Genomic DNA, 25,448 nt, shown 5'->3' on the forward strand with positions numbered 1-25,448 from the left:
GGTGTCATGCCTTCGCCTTATTCCAGGGGAAAGGCAGGCCGCCCGGCCGCCGGGGCGGGAGATGCGCGCAGTCAAGCGCCCGTCCCCTCCGATGGCCGGACCGTTTCATCCGGAGCTCCGGTCGGCGCGCCACGGCGGCGCCCGTCCGGACGGTCCGGCGGACCGGCCGCGAGGCCGGCTCCGCATCAACCCGCTGCACCGTATCGCTTCCTAAGGGGTCAGAGCCGATGTCCTTCACCCGCCCTGCGACGCTCGCGCGCGCCGCCCTCCTCGGTTTTGCGGGCCTCGGCCTCGCGGTCGCCCCGGCCCTCGCGCAGCCCAAGAAGCCTGCGGCCGCAGCGCCTGCTCCGGCCGCGCCGGCGCCGACTGCTCCGGGCACCCCCGCGGCCAACACGCCGGCGGCTCAGACCGGCCCGCAGATCGTCGCGGTGAAGTCCGAGCCGGGCCAGGCTGACTGGACCAAGGTCTGCGGCAAGGACCAGGCCTCCGGCACCGACATCTGCTACACGACCCGCGATTTCGTGTCCGACCAGGGTCAGCCGGTGCTAGCGGTGGCGGTCTACGAGATGAAGAACCCCGCTCAGAAGCAGGAGGTGCGCGTGGTGCGCTACCTGCTGCCGCTCGGCCTGCTGCTGCAGCCGGGCATCCGCTTCAGCATCGACGGCCAGGCGGCGACCGCCGGCCGCTTCGCAGTCTGCTTCCCGAACGGCTGCTTCGCCGAGGCCGGGGGCGTCGATGCCGGCGTAATCGCCGCGATGAAGAAGGGCACGACCCTCAACGTCTCGGTCCAGAACCAGACCCAGCGCGAGGTCACCTTCGCGGTGCCGCTGACCGGCTTCGGCAAAGCCTTCGACGGCCCGGCGATCGACCCGAAGGTGCTCGAGGAGCAGCAGAAGAAGCTCCAGGCGGAGCTGGAGAAGCGCTCCGAGGACATGCGCAAGAAGCTGGAGCAGCAGGGCGGTGCCGCCGCGGGCGCTGCCCCGGCCGCCGGCACCGCTCCGGCCGCGAAGTAAGCCGGCCGCAGGGTCGCGGTTATCTGGAGGGCCGGGCCGCGAGGTCCGGCCCTCCGCGTCTGGCCAGCCGCGGCCTCGTCCCGTCTGCAAGTTCGTAGCCTCAGAGGTCGCCCGCTGCGCCGACGATGACCGCAGCGATCCCCTCGCCTTGCTTGCGTTGCAGATTCACACTTCTCGGGTTTGGGATCGTCGTGCGGTTGCCAAGCGGGGCAGCCCGACTGGCTCATGCGCCCTCCCTCACCCTCTACGAGCCTGCGGAGTCACAGATCGGCTTCGGCCGTACGGCCTCAAGACAGGGCGCGGGTCCCCTCTCTCCCCGCAAGCGGAGCTACGATGTTCGCAGATCTCGCTTGGAAAGGCGAAGGCGGCTCCGCGCGTCTCCCTCCCCCCTCTGCGGGGGAGGGAGAGAAGCGGTGCCGTTCGCGCATGTTCTCCGATAGACGTGTGAATCCCCAAGCCCGCACGGAAGAGAGGGGGCACGTCGCGCCCGCGCGAGCCGCGGCGTGAACGGCGAAGCCTCTCGAAGATCGGGGAGGGCGGCGGCCCTACCGGATCCCCATCGGGCCCGGCCCCGGCAAAACGAACAGGACCCGCAGGTCCTGATCGGGCACGTAGTCCCGGGCCTCCCAGCGGATTGTGGTCGGCCCGATTTTCCGGATGCCGGTGCGGCAGAAACTCACGATCGCCTCCGGAATCCCCTTGTCCACCGTCAGGGTGAAGCGCCCGATCGGCGAAGCCCAGTTGCGCGCCGTGGTCACGATGTAGGGCACCACGAAGGCCCGCAGGTATCCGCTCGCGTTCCGCGCCCTGGCGTGCAGACGCCGGATCGCCGCGAGCCCCGGATCGTCCAGGCAGTAGGTCGCCCGGTAGCTGTCGCGGGACGCTTCCTTCAGATCGAGGACATGGAACCCGCTCACCGGGGCGTAGCTGTGCGCGATCCGGACGTCCTTCCCCGGGAGGAAGGTCTGCAGCCAGTGGAACTTCGCCTCGCTGCGCCAGAGGCCCTCGGTCATCCCCTCGGCGTCCGGGAACAGGCCGGCCTTGACCAGCTCCGCCCAGGCGGCGGTGTCGATCTGCTTCTGGGCCGCCACCAGCTCGGAGACCCGCAGCGGGTTGAGCGGCAGGCCGTGGCGGCGCAGCAGGTCGGTGACCTCGCGCTCGCCCACGAAGGCGCGCTCCTCCAGCTCCGGCTCGACCGGATGGCCATCCACCGTGACGGTGAAGCCGACGAAGTTCGCGCGCTCGGGCTGCGGCAGCTTGAGGGCCGAGAAGCTGAGCACGCGGCCGTCGATCGGCGGCAGCGGGAACGCGATCCGCACCGTGCGCGGCGCCTCCACTTGGCTGCGGAACACGTAGGTCACGTCGATTCGCGCGCGGCTGATCGAGAGATCCTCGCTCGCCAGCGCGATGCCCGGCTCCGGCACGAGGATCAGCCCGCCGGCATCGAGCTCCGCGGCGCTGTCGTTGGCCCATGCCGGGGCGCAGAACAGGCCGGCGGCGAGGAGCAGGGCGGCGGATCGGAATCGGGCGACCATATGGCGTCGGGCTCGTCCGACGGCAGCGGCCGTCGCCTGAGGCTACCGCGGGGCCCTTGTCGAAAGCTTGACGGTCCCCGCGCCGCTCAGTTCGTAGCGCGGGCGCGCATCCGGTAGGCGCCGGCATCGTCGCGCACGAACATCTCGGCGATGCCGGCGTGGCGCAGGGCCTCGCCCGACGTATCGGGCAGGAGGTTCTGCTCCGACACGTAGGCGACGTACTCGGTCTCGGCGTTCTCGGCCAGCAGGTGGTAGAATGGCTGGTCCTTGCGCGGCCGGACCTCCTCGGGGATCGCCAACCACCATTCCTCGGTGTTGTCGAAGACCGGGTCGACGTCGAACACGACGCCCCGGAAGGGGTAGATCCGGTGGCGCACCACGGCGCCGATGGCGAATTTCGCGGTTCTCAGGGTTACGTCCGTCATGGTTCAGTCCGTCCAGACCGGACAGATAGGACCGAAGACGGGGCCTGTCATCCGCCCCGGTTCGCGTCCGCGGATTCGGGGAGGCGGATGCCGAGCTCGGCCGCGATCGCCCGCGCGGTGGCCTCGCGCCGGGCGGTGAGGTCGGCGGCGCGTGCCCGGGCCGCCGCCACGATGGCGGGCGGGGCGGTCCCGGGGGTGCCGCTGTCGAAGGGCGGCTCGGGGGCGTACTGCATCCCGAGCTGGATACCCTGCGCGGCCTCGGCACCCCGCAATTCGGCGGCGAGGCGCAAGGCCCCGTCGATCCCCGCGGTGACGCCGGCTGCGAACACCCAGGTGCGGCTCTCCGCATCGCGGTCGATCACCACCCGCGCATCCACCGGCTCGGCCCCGAAGAAGGGCAGGAGATGGACCGCGTTCCAGTAGGTCGTCGCCCGGCGCCCCACGAGGAGGCCCGCCGCCCCGAGGAGGAGCGCGCCGGTACAGACCGACAGGATGTGGGAGGCGCCCCCGGCCTGCTGCCGGATCCAGCCGAGCACGGCGGGATCGCGCATCAGCGCCTCCTGGCCCTGGCCGCCCGGGACGTGGAGCACGTCGAGCCGGGGCGCCGCGTCCAGGGTCGCGTCCGGCAGGATCCGCAGGCCGCGCACGTCGCGCACCGGATCTGGGGTGGCCGCGTAGATCCGGTAGGTGCTGTTCGGGATCCGGGCCAGGATCTCGAACGGGCCGGTGAGGTCGATCTGGTCGAGCCCTTCGAACAGGAGCGAGCCGATCTGCAGGTGGGTGTCGGGGGGAATCATCGGAGGCCTCCGGGGTGGACAGGGCGACCCTACCGCGTCACGCTCTGGCGCGAATGACAAAGAGCCCTCGTTTTCCGCCAGATGCCCCGCGGGTCGTGGAGGTGCTGGCCTTCCCGGCGGTGCAGCTCCTCGACGTGGCGGGCCCGCTCCAGGTTTTTGCCACCGCCAACGAGCATGGCGGCGTGGGCCAGCCTTACGCGCCGCGGGTGATCGCGGCGGGCGCGCCGCATCTGACCGCTTCGGCCGGCCTGCGGCTGGTGGCGGAGCCGCTGCCGGATCTCGACACGCCGGTGGACACGCTGGTGATCGCAGGCGGCCCCGGTGTCCTGGCGGCCTGCGACGACGCAGCGCTGGTGGCCTGGGTGCGGGCGCGGGCCGGACGGGCGCGCCGGGTCGCCTCGGTCTGCACCGGGGCGTTCCTGCTCGGCGCGACCGGGCTCCTCGATGGGCGGCAGGCCGTGACCCACTGGAAGCATTGCGGGGCGCTCGCCAAACGCTACCCCCGAATCCGGGTCGAGCCGGACCCGATCTTCGTGCGCGACGGTCCGGTCTGGTCGTCGGCGGGGGTCACGGCGGGGATCGATCTGGCGCTCGCGCTGGTCGAGGCGGATCTCAGCCGCCCCCTCGCCCTGGCGGTTGCGCGCCACCTCGTGATGTTCCTGAAGCGCCCGGGGGGGCAAGCGCAGTTCAGCGCGGCGCTGGCCCTCCAGGCGGGCGAGGAGCGGTTCGGGGCGCTCCACGCCTATATCGCGGAGAACCTGTCGGGGGATCTCGCGCTTCCGGCGCTCGCCGCGGCGGCGGGGATGAGCGCGCGCAGCCTCAGCCGGCACTACCAAGCGGCGACCGGCCTCTCCCCGGCCAAAGCCGTGGAGCGCCTGCGGGTGGAGGCGGCCCGCCGGGCGCTGGCCGAGACGGCGCAGCCGGTCAAGCGCATCGCCCGGGCCTGCGGCTTCGGCTCCGAGGAGACGATGCGGCGCAGTTTTTTAAGGCATGTCACGGCGACGCCGCAGGATTATCGGGCGCGGTTTGGGCGGTGATCACACGGTCTCGCGGCGTTCGAGGGTTGCGAGGATGGTCTCGCGCACGCCGTCGCGGTTCTTATGGATGTCCGCATTCGTGATGCGCAGCAGGGTGAAGCCGCAGGCTTCGATGAGTCTGGTCCGCTCGGTATCCCAGGCGATCTCGGCCGCCGTGGAATGCGTCGCTCCATCCCCTTCGACGATGAGTTTGGCCTCGGTGCAGACGAAGTCGACGATGAACCGATCGATCGGGGGCTGACGGCGGAATTTCCGGCCGTTGAGCGCGCGGTTGCGCAACACGCGCCAGAGCTTGGCCTCGGCTGTCGTCCGGGTGCGCCGCAGGGTGCGGGCTCGCGGGATCGACTTGGTCACCGCCCGGCTCCGGCAGTATGGTCGCGGATCGTGGGGATGGTACAGACGCTTCGCTTGCGCGGGCCTGACCCGACGAGCCGTTCGGGTCAGTTCGAAGCCACCGCCGGCGGCAGGACGCAACGCACCCCCTCTCCCGTGCGGGAGAGGGTTGGGGTGAGGGACTAGGACCCTCAGGATAGGTCGTGCGATTGACACGCCAACAGGGCGAGCCTTTTTCGGATAGACCTGATCCCTCACCCTGTCCCTCTCCCGCACGGGAGAGGGGACCCGCGCTTCGCCCTGTCGCCGTTCTGCAGCAAACGATGCGCGGATCCGGCCCCACTCACCCCAGCTGATACACGGCGGCCAGCTCCGGATCCTTCGCGGCCACGAGCTTCGCCAGATCCACGATGACCTTGGCCTGCTTCCACGTGGCGTCGTCCTGCATCTTGCCGTCGAGCATCACGGCGCCGGTGCCGTCCGGCATGGCCTCGACGATCCGGGCCGCGAAGGCCACCTCGGCTGGGTCCGGGGCGAAGACCGTCTTGGCGATCGTGACCTGGCTCGGATGCAACGTCCAGGCCCCGGCGCAGCCCATCAGGAAGGCGTTGCGGAACTGCGCCTCGCAGGCCGCGCCATCGGAGAAATCGCCGAACGGGCCGTAGAAGGCCTTGATGCCGTTGGCCATGCAGGCATCGACCATCCTGGCGATCGTGTAGTGCCAGAGATCCTGCTGCGCCGTGGCCCGGGGGGCGTCGCCGGAGGGATCGCTGAGCACCCGGTAATCCGGATGGCCGCCGCCGACCCGGGTGGTCTTCATGCCGCGGGACGCCGCGAGATCCGCCGGGCCCAGGCTCATGCCGTGCATCCGCGGCGAGGCCGACGCGATGGCGTCGACATTGGCCACGCCCTCGGCAGTCTCCAGGATCGCGTGGACCAGGATCGGCTTCGTCACCCCGTGGCGCGCCTCGAGCTGTGCGAGGAGCTGATCGATGTAGTGGATGTCCCACGGGCCCTCGACCTTGGGCACCATCACGACGTCGAGCTTGTCGCCGACCTCGGCCACGATCGTGAACAGGTCGTCCAAGATCCAGGGGGAGTTGAGGGCGTTGATCCGGGTCCAGAGGCCGGTGCCCGTGGCGGCGAAGTCGGTGGCCTGGGCCATGGCGACGAAGCCCTTGCGGGCCGCCTCCTTCTGGTCGGCCGGGACCGCGTCCTCCAGGTTGCCCAGCACCACGTCGACCGTGCCGGCGAGGTCCGGCACCCGGGCGCGGACCTTGTCGTTGTGCGGCGGGACGAAGTGGATCATCCGCTCCAGCCGCAGCGGAAGCTCGCGGAACGGGGCCGGCGCGCCGGTGGCGAGGGGCTGGAAGAAGCGGCGGGGCAGTTTCATCGGGGCCTCTTGTACGGGCTGGCGTCTGCCCCCGTTAGAGCCGTTCCCGATCGCATTGCAATCGGGAACACGGGCATGTCCCCGAACACGATCCTGGATTCCAAAGGACGAGTCCTTTGGCGGGTGCAGGGCAGGGCTCTGCTGTACGGATCCTGGACCCCCGAAGAGGGGTCCAGGATCCGTAGGCCGGGGTTTCACCCCGCCACCCCACCAAAGGACCCGGTCCCTTTGGAAACCCAGGACCTTCGCGCGGTGGTCAGCCCCGGCTGCCCCCGCGCTCGCCCATGCCGACCCGGCCGAACAGGCCGCCGTCGCCGCCCACGACCACGAGGCGCCGGACCTCGCCCCGCAGGAAGGCCTGCAGGAAGCGGTTGTAGTCGCGGAACGAGACGCAGCCGTTCGAGGCGCCGGGCTGGCGCAGCATGTAGGTGTGGGCGAGCAGGCCGTCACGGCCGTGGATCGACCCGCTGCCACCGACCGGGGTGAGGCGGATCGCCCGAACCCCGTGGAACAGGCGCTCGCGCTCGGTCAGCATGTAGGTGCCCGGCGGCGTCGAGCCGCGCATGCGCAGGTGGACGAAACGCGGGCTGTCCATGGCCTCGCCGAGGCCGGAATGCGCCTCCAGCACCTCGCCGGACGGGAGCGTCACCGTACGGGCGGTGATGTCGTAGACCGCCGTGCCGCCGACGGATTCGGGCTCCGGGCTGATCCGGGTGCGTGGGGCCGCCTGCGGCAAGGTATCGGGGCTGGCATAGGCCAGGGCCTGACGTGGCTCCTGCCGGGGTGCGGCGGCGCCGACGCCGAACAGCTTCTCGAAGAAGGACGGCTCCTCCGCCATGGCGGCGCGGAACACGTCGCGGGTGCGGGGCAGGGCGCGGGCCGCCACCCGGGCGGGCGGCGCGGTGCGCGGTGCTGGGGGCTGCGGCCGCAGCTCGGCCGGGCGGGCCACCGGCAGAGGCACCAGGGCGGATGCCGGATTGGGCACGAAGGCGGCGGGGGTCGGCTCGGCCATGGCAAGCCGCAGGGGCGCGGGCGCCTGCGTGGCAGCAATCCCCTTCGACGCGGCCAGCCCCTCCGGCGCGGTGACCAGCGCATCCGAGGCCTGCGCGGTCCGGATCCGCTCGGCCTTGACCTGCTCAGCGCGCGCGACCTGCCGAGCGATCTCCCGGACCGCCGGGGAGGGCTCGGACAGGGCGACCTGGGTTGTGGCGGCGACCTGGAAGTCGGTCGGCAGCGCCGCTTCGCCGAAGTCGGTCGCGGCGCCGGAGCCCAGCGCGGGGCTCGGATCGAGCATCCAGGCGAGATTCGGCTGCGGCGCGGCGTGCGGCGCGGTGGCGAGGGCGGGCCGCAGCGCGGGGGCCTCGGACGGGGCGGGGCCCTGCGGCTGGATGAGAATCGCCCAGCCGGCCAGGGTCACGGCGGTCAGGCCGATGAGCCCCGTGAGACGGGCGCGGCGGCGAGCCCGGCGCATGGCGCTTGGGTAGGGCACACGGGTGCGGGCGACGGGATCGTAGGGCGTCTCGACGTAGACGATGCGCTGCGGCGCGGCCCGCCGCACGGGCTCCGCGACCGGGTACGCGGTTCGGGACATTGCAGCCTGAGCCATTCGGGGAACTCGCGCACGCGCTTCCCCGGGGGCAGCCGCCGCCGTTCGCCCGCGGAAGCCGTTTCCGCGCACGTGGCCTGGGTTGCCCATCTGGGAAGGACATCAACCGTCCACCCATTAAGCCGCCTTATGGTTAAGTCTTGCTAAAGACGCGCACGCCGCCGCGAATACGCGTTCAGGACGCCCGCGCGGGGGTCTCCATCGGCGCGTCCATCGGCCCATGCCGACGCGCGACCAGCAGGCAGAGCAGGGCCACCGGCACGCCGATTAGGGACGTGCCGACGAAGAACCACGTGAACCCGGTCCATTCGATCACGAAGCCCGAAAACCCGGCGAGCAGGCTGCCCGGCAGGGCGCAGAGCGAGGTCAGCAGGGCGTACTGGCTCGCCGCGTGTGCGGTGGCCGAGAGCCGCGACATGTAGGTGATCAGTACGATCGACGCGAAGGCGTAGGCGAAGCCGTCGATCCCGACGGTCGCCGCGAAGGTCCAGAACGCCGCCCCGCCATGGCCGCCGTGCCATGCGAGATAGGCCAGCGCGAGGTGCGAGGCCGAGGCCACCACGGTGCCGATCAGCAGGCTCGCCATCATGCCGATCCGCGGGATGATGGCGCTCGCCAGGAACGTCCCGCCGAGCGCGATCCAGAAGCCGAACAGCTTGGTCACCGTGGCGATGTCGGTGTTGGAATAGCCGAGTGTCTTGAACAGCGGGATCGCCATGGCGTTCGAGACGTAGCCGGGCATCCGGAAGCCCGCGACCAGCGCCAGCACCGGCACGGCCAGCGGCCCGAGGCGGGCCAGCAGGTCGCGGATCGGCGCCCAGACGGTCTCGACGAAGCCGCCGGTGGCGGGCGTCTCGGGGGCGGGGGGTTCGGGCGCCAGCAGCGCCGCGATCGTGCCGGGGGCCATGAGCGCGGCCATGCACAGGTAGGCGACGCGCCAGCCGTACGCGTCGGACAGGTAGAGGGCGCCGGCCCCCGCCGCGAGGTTGCCGATCCGGTAGCCGATCTCCGACCACGACGACATCAGCGCCTGCTGCTCGGGCGGCGCGGCGGTGATGCGCCAGCCGTCGATCACAACGTCCTGGGTGGCGCCCGCGACGCCGAGGGCCAGGGAGAACGCCACCGTCCAGGCGAGCCAGTGGGCCGGATCGCCGAAGGCGACGCCCGCGAGCGCCAGCGCCACCAGGATCTGCGTGGCGACGATCCAGCCGCGCCTTCGCCCGAGCCAGCGGCCGATGAGCGGCGCGTCGTGGCGGTCGAGGAAGGGGGCCCAGAGGAACTTGAGCTTGTAGGCGATGGTGAGCTCGCTCATCAGCCCGATCGTGGCGAGCGGCACCTTGGCCTGGACGAGCCACGCCGACTGGGTCGCGTAGACGAGCAGGAACGGGATGCCCTGCGCGAAGCCGAGCCCGAGCACCGCGGCGACCCGCCGGTCGGTGAACAAAGGCGTGAGGAAGGCGTTTTTTTGGGACTTCACAGGAGTGGAAGGGGCACTGGCTGCGGCCGGGTTCGCCATCCACGCGTCTCCTGGGGTTCGGGAAGGAGAGAGCAGATCCCGCCTTGCGGCGCAACGAGCAAACCTCGCGACGGCCCGGCGCGACGGCGTACGGGAATCACGCTATGCTGGTGGTGTGAAAGGACGGCAACGGAGGTCGACATGGACGCCCCCACGGTCCTCACGGCCGCCGAGGCCCAGGGACAGGCCACCTACGGCATGGCGAACCTGCGCTCGAAGACCACCGGTTTGCCGTTCATCGTGTTCATCTCGCAGAGGGGCGGCGCCCGGCACGACGCCCGCGTGAAGGTCTCGCTCGGACCTCGGGTCCAGCCCGATCAGATGGGCTCGTATCAGGTGAGACCCTTCCGATACACGGACGGCCCGCGCCTCGATCCCGCCGACGAGGCGCGCCTAAAGGCCTGGGTCGCGCTGAATCGCGACGTGCTCATCAGCTATTGGGACGGGCACATCGAGTTCACGGAAGACGCGATCGAGTTGCTCAAGCCGGTGTGAGGCCACGCCGGCTCAGGCCCTCACGAGATCCTCACGCCGCCTTCTTGCCCCGCCCGGCAATCGTCACCAAGCTGCGCAGCACCTCGGTGGCGGTCTTGAGCCTTGCCGGGATCGTGGTCAGCTCGCGCACGAACACCACGCTCATGTCGGGCCGCACCTTCGCGAAGGAGGCCTGCTCGGCGACAAAGGCCACCAGCCCCTGCGGGTTGGCGTAGGATTTGTCGCGGAAATGGACCACCACGCCCTTCGGCCCGGCCTCGACCTTCTCGACGTTCGCCTTGAGGCACAGGATCTTGATCGTGCCGATCTTGAGGAGTTGCTCCACCTCGGGCGGCAGCGGACCGAACCGGTCGATCATCTCGGCCCCGAAACTCTCCATCTCGGCATCGTCCTGGATGGTGGCGAGCCGCCGGTAGAGCGCCAACCGCACCCCCAGATCCTCGACGTAATCCCCCGGGATCGTGACCGGCGCGCCGAGCGCGATGGTCGGCGACCACGCCTCCTCGGGCAGGTCCTCGATGCCGGCCTTGAGCGCGGTGACCGCGTCTTCCAGCATCTGCTGGTAGAGTTCGTAACCGACTTCCTTGATGTGGCCGGACTGGGCGTCGCCCAAGAGGTTGCCGGCGCCGCGGATGTCGAGGTCGTGGGAGGCGAGCTGGAAGCCCGCGCCCAGCGTGTCGAGGCTCTGGAGCACCTTGAGCCGCTGCTCGGCCTGGGCGGTGAGCTGACGGTTCGCCGGGGTCGTGAACAGCGCGTAGGCCCGGGCCTTCGAGCGCCCGACCCGGCCACGCAGCTGGTAGAGCTGGGCGAGGCCGAACATGTCGGCCCGGTGGACGATCAGGGTGTTGGCGGTGGGGATGTCGAGGCCCGATTCCACGATCGTGGTCGAGAGCAGCACGTCGAACTTGCCCTCGTAGAAGGCCGTCATCACGTCCTCGAGCTGGCCCGCCGCCATCTGGCCGTGGGCCACCGCGACCTTGATCTCGGGCATCTCGGCGTCGAGGAATTTTTTGACCTCCGCCAGATCCTCGATCCGGGGGACGACGTAGAAGGCCTGCCCGCCGCGGTAACGCTCGCGCAGCAGGGCCTCCCGGATGGTCAGGGGATCGAATGGCGTCACGAAGGTGCGCACCACCAGCCGGTCGACCGGGGGCGTGGCGATGATCGACAGTTCGCGCACGCCCGTCATGGCGAGCTGGAGCGTGCGCGGGATCGGGGTCGCCGACAGGGTCAGGACGTGGACGTCCGCTTGGAGCGCCTTCAGCCGCTCCTTGTGGGCCACGCCGAAATGCTGCTCCTCGTCCACGATGATCAGGCCGAGATCCTTGAAGGCGATGTTCTTGGCCAAGAGCGCGTGGGTGCCGACCACGATGTCGACCGTGCCAGCAGCGAGCCCCGCACGGGCCTGCTTCATCTCGGCCGCGGAGGCGAAGCGGGAGAGCTGCGCGATCTGGATCGGCAGGCCCTTGAAGCGCTCGGCGAAGGTCCGAAAATGCTGGCGGGCGAGCAGGGTGGTGGGCACGATCACCGCCACCTGCTTGCCGGAGATCGCCGCCGCGAAGGCGGCGCGCAGCGCCACCTCGGTCTTGCCGAAGCCGACATCGCCGCAGACCAGACGGTCCATCGGCCGGCCGGCATTGAGGTCGTCCAGCACCGCATCGATGGCGTTGGCCTGATCCTCCGTCTCCTCGAACGGGAAGCGGGCGGCGAACTCGCCGTAAAGCCCCTCCGGCGCCTTGAGAGCGGGAGCCTTCCGGACGAAGCGCTGGGCCGCGACCTTGATCAATTCGCCCGCCATCTCCAGGATGCGGCGCTTCATCTTGGCCTTGCGGGCCTGCCACGCGCCGCCGCCGAGCCGGTCGAGGGCGACCTCGGCATCCTCCGACCCGTAGCGGGTCAGGAGCTCGATATTCTCCACCGGCAGGAGCAGCAGGCCGCCAGTATAGGCGAGTTCCAGGCAATCATGCGGGGCGCCGGCTGCATGGATCGTCTTCAATCCGGAAAAACGGCCGATGCCGTGGTCGGCATGGACCACGATGTCGCCGGGCTGGAGCGCCTGCACCTCCAGGATCACGTCCTGGGGCCGCTTGGCCTTGCGCTTCTGGCGGACCAGCCGGTCGCCCAGGATGTCGCCCTCGGACACCACCGCGAGTTCGCCCGCGACGAAGCCGGATTCCAGGCCCCAGACCGCCACCGCCGCGTCGGTGCCGCGCTTCAGCGCGTAGACGTCGGTGAGCCGGGTGATCGCCACGGGCTTCTTGAGGCCGTGATCGGTGAGCACGCCGCAGAGCCGGTCGCGGGAGCCGTCGGACCACGCGCCCAGGATCACATGATGACCGGATCCCTGGAGGTCGCGGATATGCGCCACCGCGGCGTCGAACACGCTGGTGTTCTCCTCGGCCCGCTCCGGCGCGAAGTTCCGGCCGGCCTTGGCGCCGCAATCGATCACCGCGCGCTCGGGCGAGTCGGGCTGGGCGAAGGGTGTCAGCCGCGCCACCGTGGCGGTGGCGATCCGCTCCTTCAGCTCGTTCGGCATTAGGTACAGGGCGCGGGGCGGCAGCGGCTTGTAGGGGGCGACGCCGGCCTGCGGCGTCTTCATCGCGGCCTCGCGGGCCTGATAGTAATCCTGGACCAGCGCGATCCGTTCGGCGGCCGCATCCTCGACCTGCGGGTCGAACACCAGCGGCACGCCGCCGAGATAGTCGAACAGGGTGTCGAGGCCGTCGTAGAACAGCGGCATCCAGTGCTCGAGGCCGGCATAGCGCCGTCCCTCGCTGACGGTCTCGTAGAGCCGGTCGTCCCGGGTGGCGGCGCCGAAGCTCTGGATGTAGCCCTGGCGGAAGCGCCGGATCGTCTCGGTGGTGAGCTGGACCTCGCTCATCGGCATCAGGTCGAGCGAGCGGAGCTGGCCGGTGGTGCGCTGGGTCTCCGGATCGAAGGCGCGGATCGATTCCAGCGTGTCGCCGAAGAAATCGAGGCGGATCGGCGCGGCTAAGCCCGGCGGCGACAGATCGAGGATGCCGCCTCGGACCGCGTATTCGCCCGTGTCGCGCACCGTCCCGGTGCGCAGAAAGCCGTTGGCCTCGACCCAGGCGACCACGTCGTCCATCGCCACGACGTTGCCGATCGCCGCCGAGAACGCCTCCCGGGCGATGTGGGCGCGGGGCGGCACCCGCTGCACCAGGGCGTTGACGGTGGTGCAGAGGATGCGCGGGCGGTCCTCGGCCGAGCGGGTCCGGGCGAGGCGGGCGAGCGCGGTCATCCGGGCGGCGGCCGTGGCCGTGGTCGGCGAGACCCGGTCGTAGGGCTGGCAGTCCCAGGCCGGCAGGCTCATCACCTCCATCTCGGGCGCAACGAAGCCGAGCGCCGCCTGGAACGACGCCGAGCGCCCGGAATCGCGCGCCACGTGGACCAGCACGGCCGGGGCATCGACGGTGGGGGCCAGGGCGCGGGCGAGGTCGGCGAGCGCGAGCGCGTCGAACCCCTCCGGGGCGCTCGCCAGCACCGGGCTGTCGCCGCGCTTGAGGGCGTCGATCGCCTGGGCGAGGGCGGAGGATTTCGGCAGGGCGAAGCGCGCGACCTGCTGTTTGGCGGGCGCGGGCGCAGAAGGCTTCGGTTGCGGCTTGGCCATCGGGTCTTTCGCGGGGGATCCCGCCGGGCGCGTCAGGGGCAGAGGTCGGGTGGCGTTAGCTGATCGGGGCGCCGCGATAAAGCGTTCCCGGGGTCACGGCTGAGCGGACCCTATATGGCGGTTCTGCTGCAGTCACGGAACGGTTGTTGGGCTGCGATTCGGGGAAGCGCGCCGCTGCTGGAGAGACGACGCGACAGGGGGAGCACCGACGAACGTTCCGGACGCGACGAGCCCCCTCTCCCGTGCGGGAGAGGGTTGGGGTGAGGGGCGAGAACGCTCAGGATCGAACATCGCCGCGCCGATAGAGCGCTCCTCTTCCTGAAGGCCCCGATCCCTCACCCTGTCCCTCTCCCGCACGGGAGAGGGGACCCGCGCCTCGTCTGGCGATGACGGCGAGGAGCGCCGGATTACCGTCGGCCAAGCCCGCGATGGGGTCTTCACCGTCGTCTACACCATGCGTGGACCGGTGACGCGGCTCGTCACCGCTTGGCCCGCGACCAAGAAGGAACCGCGCACGCTATGGCGCATGCTGACGCGATCACCTTCACCCGCTTGGCGGACGGTACAATGCTGCAGCGGCAGCCCGACTGGACGTTCCGGCCTGTCGCCACCGGCAGCGACCGTGGACAGCTCGCGGCGCTCACCGAGGAGGCGATCGAGCACATGAGCGCCTTCGACCCGGACCATCCCGGGCTCGACGACGCCTTCTGGGACGATTCCACAGTGGGCTCGCCGGACAGGGAGGCGGTCTCAATCCAGCTGGATAGCGACGTACTGCGCTACTTCCGACGCGCCGGCCGGGGCTATCAGGCACGGATCAACGCGGTGCTGCGGCGCCACATGCTCGCGGTCGGGAAGGGCCGCTGAGCGCTTTCCCGACCGGGCTCCTCACGCGTCGGGCCCGACGATCTCGGCCAGCGCCGCCTCGACCCGGCCGCGGAAGAAATCCGCGTTGGGCATGTCCTGCGTCATCGCCTCCGCGCGGGCCGTGGCCTGCCGCAGGATCTCGCCGCGGAGCGCCGGATCGGAGCGCTCCATCATCTCCAGCATGATTCGCACCACCAGTTCGGTGGCGATCGAGCGGGCCGGGTGGTCGTAATTGGGCTTGGGTTCGTCCATGTCAGGCACTCTGGCGGTCCCTCTCAGGAATGGATCGGCGCATCGTGCCGGTGGAACGCGCGCACGCGCTGCCAGACCGACGTGTCGTAGTTCGAGGGTGTCTCGACCTCGCCGGTGAGCCACTTGAACAGGTCGCGGTCCGGCACCTCGATCAGCGCCTCGAACTGGTCGAGTTCCGCCTCCGACAGGGTGCCGATCTCGGCATCGGCGAAGCGGCCCATGATCAGATCCATCTCGCGGATGCCCCGGTGCCAGGCGCGGAAGAGGAGGCGGCGGCGGCGCGGATCGAGGTCGGCGCTGGTGCGGGTGGTGCCGGACATTTTCTTCGGGACTTCCGGTCGGAGGGACGGGCGGGCGTTCACGCCAAGATAGGCGGCCATCCGCCGAGGATCCAGGATCCGGCCCCGGAGGCCCCGCGGGGCGAGGGCCAAAAAGCAATTGCCTCCGCCCGACGCTTCGTTATCTCGAAGGGCCAACGCCCCGCACGGGGCGGCGAGCGGGAGTCCAGCGATGCCGAAGGCGATCCGGGTCTACGAGTACGGCGGCCCCGAGGTGATGAAGTTCGAGGACGTCCCCCTGGCCGAGCCCGGCCCCGGCCAGATCCGGGTCCGCCAAGCGGCCATCGGCGTCAACTTCATCGACATCTACTTCCGCACCGGCGCCTACAAGTCGCCGCACCTGCCCTACACCCCCGGCAAGGAGGGCGCCGGCACCGTCACGGCGGTCGGCGAGGGCGTGACCCAGTTCAAGCCGGGCGACCGGGTCGCCTACGGCTCGGTGGCGGATGGCTGCTACGCCGAGGAGCCGGTGGTCGCGGCCTCAGCGGCCGTGCCGATCCCCGACGGCGTCGACGAGCAGACCGCCGCCGCCATGATGCTCAAGGGCCTGACCGTCGAGTACCTGCTGCACCGGACCTATGCGGTGAAGCCCGGCGACACGATCCTGTGGCAGGCGGCCGCCGGCGGCGTCGGCCTGATCGCCTGCCAATGGGCCAAGCACCTCGGCGCCACGGTGATCGGCACCGCCGGCAGCCCCGAGAAGGCGGAACTCGCCAAGCAAAACGGCTGCGACCACGTCATCCTGTACCGCGAGGAGGATGTCGCCAAGCGGGTGCGCGAGATCACCGGCGGCAAGGGCGTGCCGGTGGTCTATGACGGCGTCGGGCAGGCGACCCTGATGGGCTCGCTCGACAGCCTCGCGCCGCTTGGCCTGCTGGCGAGCTTCGGCTCGGCCTCCGGGGCGATCACCGGGCTCGACCTCGGCCTGCTCGCCCCGCGCGGCTCGCTCTACGTGACCCGCCCGACGCTGGCGACCTTCTCGTCCAACCGCGCCACCCTGGAGGAGGCCGCCGCCCGCCTGTTCGCGGTGGTCGGCAGCGGCGCGGTGAAGATCGCGGTCAACGCCACCTACCCGCTGGCCGAGGCGCAGCAGGTGCATCGCGACCTCGCGGGCCGGGAGACCACCGGCTCGATCGTGATGCTGCCGTGACACCCGGCGCCTCCGACCTGCTCCTCGTGATCGACGTGCAGGTCGATTTCCTTCCGGGCGGGGCGCTCCCCGTCCCGGAGGGCGACGCGGTGGTCGAGCCGATCAATGCGCTGCAGGGCCGCTTCCGGAATGTGGCCCTGACGCAGGACTGGCACCCGGCCGACCACGTCTCCTTCGCGGACAACCATGCCGGGCGGGCCCCGTTCGAGCGCGTGGCGCTCCCCTACGGCGCGCAGGTTCTGTGGCCCCGGCACTGCGTCCAGGGCAGCCCGGGCGCGGCGTTCGCGCCGGGGCTCGCCACCGACCGGGCGGGGCTCGTGATCCGGAAGGGGCTGGATCCCCGGATCGACAGCTACTCGGCCTTCCTGGAGGCCGACCGGACCGCCCGCACCGGGCTCGCCGGGGCGCTCCGGGAACGCGGGATCACCCGGGTCGTCCTGTGTGGGCTCGCCACCGATTTCTGCGTGGCCTGGAGCGCACTGGATGCCCGCGCGGCGGGCTTCGACGTCTGCGTGGCGGCGGATGCGGTGCGCGGGATCGACGTCGAGGGGTCGCTCGCCGACGCCTGGGCGCGGATGGAGGCGGCGGGCGTCCTCCGGATCGCGGCGGCGGAGATCGGCTGAGCGCCCGCATCGCCCGGGAGGCGAACCGCCGCACGGCAGGCGGGCGACCGTCCCGGCCCCGAAGCGTTGGCCCGGCTCCAGCATCCGACAGGAGCCAGCATGTCAAGCAAGCACCCCAAGACCGCGACCCCCACGGATGCCGACCTCAAGGGCAATCCCGGCATCGGCACCTCGAAGGGCATGAGCGGCGCCGACCCGGCGGATCTGCAGGCCGATTCGACCTTCGAGGGCGACGTGGACAACGAGACGAAGGTGGATGGCGGCATCGACCCGGATCACCGCCCGCGCAAGAACGCCTGAGCGTTCGCAACCTCACGTCGGCCCGAGCGCCGGATGGGCGCCCGGGCCTGCGATTCGTTCAGCGGACCGTGTTGCGGGCCGGAGCCTTCCGCCCATGCGGGGTGGGCGCGACGGTCGGAGCCGCGATGGAGCTGGTGACGATCCGATCCTCGTCACCGGGGGTTGGCACGTAGAGGCGCCCGGGGCTCGCGGTGTTGCCCATCAGGAGCGCCGTGTTGGAGGCGCCAAAGGCGGCATTGCCATCCGCGAGGGCGGCGCCGGCCGGGAGGGTCAGGGTCAGCGCGCAGGCGGCGATCAGCGAAGCGGGCTTCGACATGGGGGAGGGTCCTTCCATTCCGGCGGCGCCCGTCCGTACGGTGCCGCACGCCGTGTCCTCAATCTGGGGTGGCCTCGCCGGACCGAAAGTGCGGCATCGCACAATAGGCGCCGCGTCGCAGCATAAGACTTGTAACCTAAAATTGATCAGACGGCTAAATCTCTAATCCGAGTTGCATCGGCGCCTCATCCTCCCCCTGGGCGAAGCCCGACAGCGACACGCCGATCAGCCGCGCGCTGCGCCGCAGGGGAAACAGTCCGGCGAGCAGATCGAGGCCGATCCGCTCCAGGCTCGCCCGGTCGGGCACGGGGGCGACGAGCGACTTCGCCCGGGTGACCTGGGCAAAATCCGAGAACTTGAGCTTCAGGGTCACGGTCCGGCCGCGCATGCCCTTGGCGACGGCGCCGGCCCAGACCTTGTCCAACAGGGGCGCCAGCCGGGCGGCCAGGACCTCGAAGGCGGCGGTGTCCTCCGAGAAGGTGGTCTCGGCGCCGATCGACTTGCGCACCCGGTGGGCGCGCACCGGCCGCGCGTCGATGCCGCGGGCGACCGCGTGGTAGTACGCCGCCGACGAGCCGAAGATCTCGCGCAGGCGCTCCGGCGCCCAGGCGCGCAGGTCCGCCCCGGTGTGGATCCCGAGCCGCTTCATCTTGGCCTCGGTGACCGGGCCGACCCCGTGGAACCGGCCGATCGGCAGTTCGGCCACGAAGTCCGGCCCCATGGCGGGGGTGATGACGAACAGGGCGTTCGGTTTCTTGTGGTCGGAGGCCACCTTGGCCAGGAACTTGTTGTACGAGACCCCGGCCGAGGCCACGAGCCCGGTGCGCTCCAGGATCTCGGCCCGGATCGCCTTGGCCACGGCGGTGGCGGTGGGCAGCCCCAGAAGATTCTCGGTGACGTCGAGATAGGCCTCGTCGAGGGCCACCGGTTCGATCAGCGCCGTGTGCCGGGCGAAGACCGCGCGGATCTCCTCCGAGACCCCCCGGTAGACCTCGAAGCGCGGCTTCACGAACAGCAGGTCCGGACAGAGCCGCCGGGCGGTGGCCGACGGCATGGCCGAGCGGACGCCGAACGTGCGCGCCTCGTAGCTCGCCGCCGCCACCACGCCCCGCTCCCGCGAGCCGCCCACCGCCAGGGGTTTGCCGCGCAAGGACGGGTCGTCGCGCTGCTCCACGGAGGCGTAGAACGCGTCCATGTCGATGTGGATGATTTTTCGGAGCGCGACCTCCGGATCCATCGCCGCCTCAAAGATCCGCGGTTAGTTCCCGTTCTGTTCTGAAAGAGCGCGGCGGAGCGCTGGGGTCAAGGCGTGTTGAATGGGGCTCAACAGGGAAGTTCCACCCAGCCACCTCATCCTGAGGCGCCCGCGTCAGCGAGCCTCGAAGGAGGGCTCCAGGGATCGCGCGGCCAGCTGGAGGGCTTCTTCGAGGCCTGCGCTACGCTCCAGCGCCTCAGCGACTGTGCCCATTCCGTCAGGCGCGCTCAGTCGAGTCCGCCCAGGACACGCACCCGGGCCCATTCGGCCTCGGTCACCGGCTGCACCGACAGGCGGGAATTGTTCACCAGCACCATGTCGGCGAGCGCCGGATCGGCCTTGATGGCGTCGAGCGTCACCGGGCGCGGCAGCGCCTCCAGGGCGCGCACGTCGACCATGCCGAAGCGGCCGGTCTCGTCGGTGTGATCCGGGTAATAAGGCCGGATCACCTCCACGAGGCCGACCACCGCCTTGCCCTCGTTCGAGTGGTAGAAGAAGCCCTGCTCGCCGACCTGCATGGCCATCAGATGCTTCTTGGCGAGGTGGTTGCGCACCCCGTTCCAGAACGTGCCCACCGCGCCGGCCCGCATCTGCTGGTCCCACGACCAGGTCGCGGGCTCGGATTTGAACAGCCAGTACGCCATCGCCGCATCCCCACCGGCCGCCCGGTTCGGCGGCGCACCCGTCTTGAAGCCTGTCACACAACGCCCGCCGCGCCGTCGCCTGCGGCGGGAGGGCTCCCGGTGATCGGACGTTGTGTGAGAGGCTCTTAGAACTGAGCCCGATCGCGTGGCAATCGCGCGCGGCTCTAAGCCCATGTTGTGGCACGCGCTCTCGCGTCGGACCGGAGTCCACTTCGGCGGTGCGCGCGCGAGCGGCCCCCGATCGCGTTGCCACGCCCCCCTCCGGCATCCTGCGCGTGCCGCGAACCCGTGGCACCGCGCAGCATGCCGGCTCGGTCAGGGAGCAGACTATGCCGACCCGTACTTCGCGCCATGGGGTGTAGACCGTGGCTGTTGTTCAAATATTAAACTCTAATCATTAGTAATTCTATCAACAAAGCCATGTAACTACCGCTGATTGTTCATATGCTGACCGTGATCGGCTGCTTCGTCGGGGAACACAACTTGTGGTTAGTGGCCCTCGCGGCCATGGTCTGCGCGCTGGCGAGCGCGACCGCGACCGGGCTGCTCGCCCATGCCGGGCGGGCCGGCGGGCGCAGCCGCTACACGTGGCTCGCCGTCGCCGCGGTGGCGGGGGGCTCGGGGATCTGGGCCACGCATTTCCTGGCCATGCTCGCCTACGCGCCGGGTCTGCCCTCGGGCTACGGGATCGGCCTCACGATCCTGTCCTACGCCGATGCCGTCGCGATCACCGGGCTCGGCTTCGCCCTGGCGGCCATGGGGGGCCGGGCGCGGGCGGCGGTCGGCGGTGCCGTCGTGGGCGGCGGCATCGCGGCGATGCACTACACCGGCATGGCCGCCTATCAGGTGCCGGGGCATCTGATCTGGAACCCGGCGGTGGTCGCCGGCTCGGTGGTGGTCGGCGCCGTGCTGGGCGCCCTGGCCCTGGTGGCGGGCCTGTCGGCCGTCACCGTCCGGGGCCGGGGCCTCGGCGCCGGGCTGCTGCTCCTGGCGATCTGCGGCCATCACTTCACCGGGATGGCCGCGGTGACCATCCTGCCCGATCCCACGGTGGCGATCCCCGCGAGCGCGATCCGGACCGAATGGCTCGCCGCAGCCGTCGCCCTGGCCAGTTCGCTGATCCTCCTGCTCGCCGGGGCCGCCCTCCTCCTCGACCTGCGGGAGCGGCGGCGCGCCGAATCCGAGCGCGAGCGCCTGCGCAGCCTCGCCAACGCGGCCGTCGAGGGCCTCGTGGTGTGCCGCGACGGCCAGATCGTCAGCGCCAACGAGGCCTTCGCCCGGCTCGCCGGCACGCAGGCCGCTTCCCTGGTGGGCGCCCGCCTGTCCACCTACCTGCCCGGCCTTGCGGCGGCGGCCGGCACGGCCGGAGAGCCCGTCGAGGCCGAACTCGTGCCGGCGGGTGGCGGGACCGTCCCGGTGGAGGTGATCATGCGGCCGGTGGCGGAGTACGGCCGCCAGCCGCACTACGCCGTGGCGGTGCGCGACCTGCGCGCCCGCCGCCGCGCTGAGAGCCAGATCCACTACCTCGCCCATCACGACGCCCTCACGGGGCTCGCCAACCGGACGAGCTTCCACGCCCGGCTGGAGCGGGAGCTGCGCGCGGCAAACGACCAGGGCACCCGGCTCGCCGTTCTCTGCCTCGACCTCGACCGGTTCAAGGAGGTCAACGACCTGTTCGGCCATGCCGCCGGCGACGCGATGCTGCGCGACCTCGCGCTGCGCGTCGGGGGCCTGCTCGATCCCACGCAGCTGATGGCCCGGCTCGGCGGCGACGAATTCGCGATCCTGACGCCCCTGGGACACGGCTCCGCCGAGGGATCGGCCGAGCGGCTGGCCGAGCGGATCCTGGCGATGCTCGCGGCGGTGCCGGCGGCCTCCGGCCCGGTGATCGCCACCAGCATCGGGCTGGCGGTCTATCCCGACGACGCGCAGGACCAGCGCGCGCTCCTGAGCCACGCCGACGCCGCCCTGTACCGGGCCAAGGCCGAGGGGCGCGGCACCTGCCGCCGTTTCGACGCCAGCATGGGCGCCCAGATCCGCGACCGGCGCATGCTGGAGCACGACCTGCGCCACGCGGTGTCCCGGGGCGAGCTGCACCTCGTCTACCAGCCGCAGACGCGGATCGAGACCGGCGCGGTGATGGGCTTCGAGGCGCTGCTGCGCTGGCGCCATCCGGAGCGCGGCCCGATCTCCCCGGCCGAGTTCGTGCCGATCGCCGAGGAGACCGGGGCGATCCTGGAGATCGGCGCCTTCGTGCTTCGCGAGGCCTGCCGGACGGCGGCCCTCTGGCCGCAGCCCCTGGCGATCGCCGTCAACGTCTCGGCGGTGCAGCTCCACAACCCGCACTTCGTCCAGTTCGTCCACGGGGCCCTGTTCGAGAGCGGCCTGAAGGCGGAGCGCCTCGAGATCGAGATCACCGAGACCGCGCTGATCCGCGATCCGGCGCGGGCGCTGCTCACCCTGCGCCAGCTCAAGGCGCTCGGCGTGCGGATCGCCATGGACGATTTCGGCACCGGCTACTCCTCCCTGTCGAACCTGCGCTCCTTCCCGTTCGACCGGATCAAGATCGATCGCTCGTTCATCAAGGCGGTCAATAGCAACCCGCAGGCCGCCGCGATCGTGCGCTCCGTGTTGGGCCTGGGGCGCGGCCTCGGCCTCGCCGTGGTGGCAGAGGGCGTGGAGACCGACGACGAACTGTCCTTCCTGGCCGCGGAGCACTGCACCATCGCGCAGGGCTACCTGCTCGGCCGGCCCGGACCGATCGCGCACTTCGCCGAATACACCCACGGCGACGCGCAGAATCCGGCCGCCGCCGTGGCGTGAGCGGCCCGATCCCGTCATGGTTTCGAAAGGGCGAGCCCTTTCGCGGGTCCAGGGCAGAGCTCTGATGAACGTCAGGGCTTTGCCCTGACAACCCACCAAAGGGCGTCAGCCCTTTGGAACCCCGGGCTTGGCGGGCACGCAGGCACTCAGCCGGCCACGCCCCGCCGGCCGAAGACGAGCCGGCTCAGGCCCGCGAACATCCAGGCGCCGAGCCCCCCGTAGAGCATCACCCCGGCAAACCCCGACGCGAGCGCCTGCCGGGCTAGGGCCGGGCCGATCCCGTCGGCGGGGAGGTTGCCGGCCGCCACGGCCTCGGCCAGCGCATCGAGCGATCCGGCCGCCTCCGCGGGCAGCACCCGGCCGAGGCCCGCCCGGACGCCCTGGAGCAGCAGGACGCCCATCAGCGCGATGTTGACCGCCAGCGTGATCATGCGCGCGCTCATGTCCATGCCGGAGGCCATCCCGGCGCGGTCCGCCGACACCGCGCCGGTGGCGGTGTTGGTGACCGGCGTGTTGGTGAGGCAGAGCCCGATTCCCGCCAGGACGCAGCCCGGCAGCAGCGTCAGCCAGCCTGCCCCGGCCCCGGTGGCGGCCAGCCGCATGAGCAGGAACCCCGCCCCGATGGTGAACAGGCCGAGGGGGATGACCACGCCCGGGCCGTGGCGCAGCAGCAGCCGCTCCGCCACGGGCGGCACCGCCAGGGTCGGCAGCGTGTAGGCGAGCAGCACGAAGCCCGCCGCGACGCTGTCGTAGCCCAGCACCGCCTGCACGTAGATCGGCAGGTAGATCACGAACGGCCAGAAGCTGGCATTCATCGCGGCCGACCCGAGCAGGGCGCCCGAGAAGCGCCGGTTGCGGAAGGCCGCGAAGTCGAACATCGGCCGCGCCGCGCGCAGCTCGACGATCACGAAGGTGATCGCGCTCGCGGCGCCGACGAGCGCCAGGAGGCTCATCGGATCGTCGGCCCGCAGCTTCTGCCCCCGGGTGATCAGGTCGACGAGGCTGAACACGGCGAGCGACAGGGTCGCGATCCCCGCGAGATCGATGCGCAGCGCCTGCGGATCGGCGGATTCGGCGATGCCCGCGCGGCCGAGGGCCAGGGTGACGAGCGCCAGCCCGACATGGACCAGGAACACCCATTCCCAGGACAGCACCGCGACGGTGACGCCGCCGATCAGCGGCCCGAAGCCGAGGCCGAAGCCGAACACGATGCCCCACCAGCCGAACGCCATCCCGCGCGCGGCACCGTCCCGGAACTGGTGGGACAGCACAGCGGTCTGGCAGGCCAGCATCGCGGCGCCGCTCGCCCCCTGGAGGGCCCGGGCCGCGATCAGCACCGGAGCGCTGGGCGCCAGCCCACAGAGCAGCGAGGCCACCCCGAAAGCCGCGACGCCGATGAGGAACACCCGTCGGCGGCCGAAGCGGTCCGCCAGGGTTCCCATGGCCATCAGGCAGGTGGTCATGGCCACCGTGTAGGCGTTCATGATCCACTGGAGCTGCCGGAAATCGGCGCCCAGGACCCGCTCCAGTGTCGGCAGGATCGACGGAATGCTGGAGATCTTCAATCCCAGCATCAGGGCTGACAGGCAGATCGCCGCGAGCGCCGGCGTATTGCGATGTCGATTCCCCACGAATGGCTGGCCCAATCCTGGACCGAGGCCCGATATGGATGCGTTCGATTGCAGATTCTGGTCTCTGACCATCGACAAGACCTTCGGAGGCCGGACGATGCGGCCGAAGGTGTCGTCCCCTTGATCACAACACAATCGGATGGATAACAATTTCAGTGATGACACTTTGGGATGGACCGCATGGCCGTTCTCGACGTCGAGTCCGTGCGCGCCTTCGTGACGGTGGCGGATCACAGGAGCTTCACCCGGGCGGCCGAGGCGCTGGGGTCGACGCAGGGCGCCGTGAGCGTGAAGCTGAAGCGGCTGGAGGACCGACTCGGCCAGCGGCTGATCGAGCGGACGCCGCGTCAGGTCCGCCTGTCCGCGCAGGGGGCGATCTTCCTCGCGGCGGCGCGGGATTTTTTGGCCGCGCATGAGCGGGCTCTGGCGGAGCTGACGGCGCCGCCACGCCGCTTCCGGCTCGGCATCGCGGCCCACGTGATGGGGCCGGAGGTTCCGGCACTGCTGGCGCGGATGAACGCCGTCGATCCGGCGCTGACCGTGGAGGTGCAGATCGACAACGCCCGTCCCCTGCTCGACGCCTTCGAGGCGGGCCGGCTCGACGCGGCGATCATCCGCAGCGACGACGACCGGCGCGCGGGCGAGATCCTGGGGCCGGAGCCGTTCGGCTGGTTCGCGGCGCTGGGCTTCGCGCACCGGTCGGGGGAGTCGCTGCGGCTGGCCGCGTCCCTGCCCTGCTGCGCCGTCCGCGACGTGGCGGCCCGCCTGCTTGACCGGGCCGGGATCGCCTGGACGGAGGTGTTTCTGGGCGGAACGGCTGCGATCGCCGCGGCCCTGTCGGCAGGGCTGGCGGTGGCAGCCTTCCCGCGCCGGCTCGCGCCGGCCGACGTGGTGGATGTCGGCCCGGCGCTGGGCCTGCCGCCGCTCCCCGTGCTGTCGATCGTGCTGCACGCCGCGCCCTCCGACCCGAAGACCCGGGAGACGCTGCGGGCGATCACGGCGGCGTTCCGGGGAGCACGTCACGGGTTTCCAAAGGGCTGAGCCCTTTGGCGGGTCGTCAGGGCAGCGCCCTGACGCGGCGGCGCCCGGCCTTCTTCGCCGCCGGAATCGGCAACTCAGCGGCGGTCCGTTTGATGAGTTCCATCAGCCAATCCGCATCGTCCCACGCTTCTCCGGCGATCAGGAAGCATGGCTTCGCCCCCGGATATGGCGCGGCTTCCGTGACGGAACCGAGATAGGCCCGGCCCGCTGCAGTCGGCTTGACGAACAACCGCTCGTCACACACCAGCCCGACCAATTTGCCGTCGCAGTAGAGGCCGTACTCGCCGAATATCTTCCGGGCGGTGACATGTCCGGCCCCGCCGATCTGCTCGACGATGAATTCGGCAGAGCTCTGCTTGGTCGCCATCGTCCTTCACACTTCGCTTACGCTCGAAGAGCCTTCGACGGGCTGGATAGAGATTTGTCC

Annotated in this window: 24 protein-coding genes; 9 read left to right on the plus strand and 15 right to left on the minus strand. The window is 70.9% G+C overall.

Going from position 1 to position 25,448, the window contains the following annotated elements; translation table 11 throughout:
• Positions 1 to 227: 227 nt before the first annotated feature.
• On the plus strand, positions 228 to 1,013 hold the full coding sequence (locus OXS49_RS13795) for an invasion associated locus B family protein (protein ID WP_244003834.1): 786 nt from the start codon (positions 228 to 230) through the stop codon (positions 1,011 to 1,013).
• A 545-nt stretch (positions 1,014 to 1,558) separates the two neighbouring features.
• On the opposite strand, the gene OXS49_RS13800 is transcribed toward OXS49_RS13795, so the two are convergent.
• The 3 genes from OXS49_RS13800 to OXS49_RS13810 all read right to left on the minus strand — a co-directional run bounded on the left by OXS49_RS13800 (position 1,559) and on the right by OXS49_RS13810 (position 3,770).
• Positions 1,559 to 2,548, minus strand: coding sequence for a DUF4424 domain-containing protein (locus tag OXS49_RS13800; protein WP_267424959.1), 990 nt, complete (start codon positions 2,546 to 2,548; stop codon positions 1,559 to 1,561).
• Positions 2,549 to 2,634: 86 nt separating this feature from the next.
• Positions 2,635 to 2,973, minus strand: coding sequence for a heat shock protein HspQ (gene hspQ, locus OXS49_RS13805; protein ID WP_244003838.1), 339 nt, complete (start codon positions 2,971 to 2,973; stop codon positions 2,635 to 2,637).
• Positions 2,974 to 3,020: 47 nt separating this feature from the next.
• The gene (locus tag OXS49_RS13810; protein ID WP_267424963.1) at positions 3,021 to 3,770 is read right to left on the minus strand and encodes a DJ-1/PfpI family protein; all 750 of its coding nucleotides are present in this window, start codon (positions 3,768 to 3,770) and stop codon (positions 3,021 to 3,023) included.
• Between the two features lie 53 nt (positions 3,771 to 3,823).
• On the opposite strand from OXS49_RS13810, the gene OXS49_RS13815 reads away from it, so the two are divergent.
• Entirely contained in the window at positions 3,824 to 4,807 is a 984-nt protein-coding gene (locus tag OXS49_RS13815; protein ID WP_267424965.1) for a helix-turn-helix domain-containing protein, read from the plus strand.
• On the opposite strand, the gene OXS49_RS13820 is transcribed toward OXS49_RS13815, so the two are convergent.
• The 4 genes from OXS49_RS13820 to OXS49_RS13835 all read right to left on the minus strand — a co-directional run bounded on the left by OXS49_RS13820 (position 4,808) and on the right by OXS49_RS13835 (position 9,655).
• Positions 4,808 to 5,161 (minus strand): DUF559 domain-containing protein, encoded by a 354-nt coding sequence (locus OXS49_RS13820; protein ID WP_267424968.1) that lies wholly within the window; start codon positions 5,159 to 5,161, stop codon positions 4,808 to 4,810. It abuts the gene before it with no gap.
• A gap of 322 nt (positions 5,162 to 5,483) precedes the next feature.
• On the minus strand, positions 5,484 to 6,533 hold the full coding sequence (locus tag OXS49_RS13825) for a CoA ester lyase (protein WP_267424970.1): 1,050 nt from the start codon (positions 6,531 to 6,533) through the stop codon (positions 5,484 to 5,486).
• A gap of 256 nt (positions 6,534 to 6,789) precedes the next feature.
• Positions 6,790 to 8,139 (minus strand): tlde1 domain-containing protein, encoded by a 1,350-nt coding sequence (locus tag OXS49_RS13830; RefSeq protein ID WP_267424972.1) that lies wholly within the window; start codon positions 8,137 to 8,139, stop codon positions 6,790 to 6,792.
• Positions 8,140 to 8,314: 175 nt separating this feature from the next.
• Positions 8,315 to 9,655 (minus strand): MFS transporter, encoded by a 1,341-nt coding sequence (locus OXS49_RS13835; RefSeq protein ID WP_244003850.1) that lies wholly within the window; start codon positions 9,653 to 9,655, stop codon positions 8,315 to 8,317.
• A gap of 141 nt (positions 9,656 to 9,796) precedes the next feature.
• On the opposite strand from OXS49_RS13835, the gene OXS49_RS13840 reads away from it, so the two are divergent.
• On the plus strand, positions 9,797 to 10,150 hold the full coding sequence (locus OXS49_RS13840) for a hypothetical protein (protein ID WP_244003852.1): 354 nt from the start codon (positions 9,797 to 9,799) through the stop codon (positions 10,148 to 10,150).
• A 31-nt stretch (positions 10,151 to 10,181) separates the two neighbouring features.
• Here OXS49_RS13840 and mfd read toward each other — a convergent pair whose 3' ends face one another.
• Positions 10,182 to 13,781 (minus strand): transcription-repair coupling factor, encoded by a 3,600-nt coding sequence (gene mfd, locus OXS49_RS13845; protein WP_267424977.1) that lies wholly within the window; start codon positions 13,779 to 13,781, stop codon positions 10,182 to 10,184.
• Positions 13,782 to 14,300: 519 nt separating this feature from the next.
• Here mfd and OXS49_RS13850 point away from each other — a divergent pair.
• Positions 14,301 to 14,648 (plus strand): BrnA antitoxin family protein, encoded by a 348-nt coding sequence (locus OXS49_RS13850; RefSeq protein WP_244003856.1) that lies wholly within the window; start codon positions 14,301 to 14,303, stop codon positions 14,646 to 14,648.
• Positions 14,649 to 14,669: 21 nt separating this feature from the next.
• Here the strand turns inward: OXS49_RS13850 and OXS49_RS13855 are convergent, their stop codons facing one another.
• Positions 14,670 to 14,900, minus strand: a complete 231-nt coding sequence (locus OXS49_RS13855) for a hypothetical protein (protein ID WP_244003859.1) — start codon at positions 14,898 to 14,900, stop codon at positions 14,670 to 14,672.
• Between the two features lie 23 nt (positions 14,901 to 14,923).
• Positions 14,924 to 15,220, minus strand: coding sequence for a succinate dehydrogenase assembly factor 2 (locus OXS49_RS13860; RefSeq protein WP_244003928.1), 297 nt, complete (start codon positions 15,218 to 15,220; stop codon positions 14,924 to 14,926).
• Positions 15,221 to 15,410: 190 nt separating this feature from the next.
• Between OXS49_RS13860 and OXS49_RS13865 the strand changes: the two genes are divergently transcribed.
• From OXS49_RS13865 to OXS49_RS13875, 3 genes are all read left to right on the plus strand, one after another.
• A complete protein-coding gene (locus OXS49_RS13865; protein ID WP_267424980.1) occupies positions 15,411 to 16,388 on the plus strand; it encodes a quinone oxidoreductase in 978 nt (325 codons plus the stop codon).
• A complete protein-coding gene (gene pncA, locus OXS49_RS13870; protein WP_267424982.1) occupies positions 16,385 to 17,011 on the plus strand; it encodes a bifunctional nicotinamidase/pyrazinamidase in 627 nt (208 codons plus the stop codon). Before OXS49_RS13865 ends, pncA begins: the two co-directional genes overlap by 4 nt.
• Before the next feature lie 99 nt (positions 17,012 to 17,110).
• Entirely contained in the window at positions 17,111 to 17,311 is a 201-nt protein-coding gene (locus OXS49_RS13875) for a hypothetical protein (protein ID WP_244003865.1), read from the plus strand.
• A 58-nt stretch (positions 17,312 to 17,369) separates the two neighbouring features.
• Here OXS49_RS13875 and OXS49_RS13880 read toward each other — a convergent pair whose 3' ends face one another.
• From OXS49_RS13880 to OXS49_RS13890, 3 genes are all read right to left on the minus strand, one after another.
• Entirely contained in the window at positions 17,370 to 17,627 is a 258-nt protein-coding gene (locus OXS49_RS13880; RefSeq protein ID WP_244003866.1) for a hypothetical protein, read from the minus strand.
• Positions 17,628 to 17,781: 154 nt separating this feature from the next.
• Complete coding sequence (gene dinB / locus OXS49_RS13885; protein WP_244003868.1) at positions 17,782 to 18,864, minus strand: DNA polymerase IV; 1,083 nt, start codon at positions 18,862 to 18,864, stop codon at positions 17,782 to 17,784.
• Between the two features lie 245 nt (positions 18,865 to 19,109).
• Positions 19,110 to 19,526: an EVE domain-containing protein gene (locus tag OXS49_RS13890; RefSeq protein WP_244003929.1), complete on the minus strand. Its 417-nt coding sequence runs from the start codon at positions 19,524 to 19,526 to the stop codon at positions 19,110 to 19,112.
• Positions 19,527 to 19,970: 444 nt separating this feature from the next.
• Between OXS49_RS13890 and OXS49_RS13895 the strand changes: the two genes are divergently transcribed.
• Positions 19,971 to 22,349 (plus strand): EAL domain-containing protein, encoded by a 2,379-nt coding sequence (locus OXS49_RS13895; RefSeq protein ID WP_244003870.1) that lies wholly within the window; start codon positions 19,971 to 19,973, stop codon positions 22,347 to 22,349.
• A 146-nt stretch (positions 22,350 to 22,495) separates the two neighbouring features.
• Here the strand turns inward: OXS49_RS13895 and OXS49_RS13900 are convergent, their stop codons facing one another.
• On the minus strand, positions 22,496 to 23,980 hold the full coding sequence (locus OXS49_RS13900; protein WP_267425018.1) for an MFS transporter: 1,485 nt from the start codon (positions 23,978 to 23,980) through the stop codon (positions 22,496 to 22,498).
• Between the two features lie 180 nt (positions 23,981 to 24,160).
• Between OXS49_RS13900 and OXS49_RS13905 the strand changes: the two genes are divergently transcribed.
• Positions 24,161 to 25,021, plus strand: a complete 861-nt coding sequence (locus OXS49_RS13905) for a LysR family transcriptional regulator (RefSeq protein ID WP_267425020.1) — start codon at positions 24,161 to 24,163, stop codon at positions 25,019 to 25,021.
• Between the two features lie 16 nt (positions 25,022 to 25,037).
• On the opposite strand, the gene OXS49_RS13910 is transcribed toward OXS49_RS13905, so the two are convergent.
• A complete protein-coding gene (locus OXS49_RS13910; protein ID WP_244003874.1) occupies positions 25,038 to 25,388 on the minus strand; it encodes a TfoX/Sxy family protein in 351 nt (116 codons plus the stop codon).
• Between the last annotated feature and the right edge of the window lie 60 nt (positions 25,389 to 25,448).

Origin of the sequence: Methylobacterium sp. GC_Met_2 (assembly GCF_026540795.1) — a bacterium.
Lineage (GTDB): Bacteria > Pseudomonadota > Alphaproteobacteria > Rhizobiales > Beijerinckiaceae > Methylobacterium.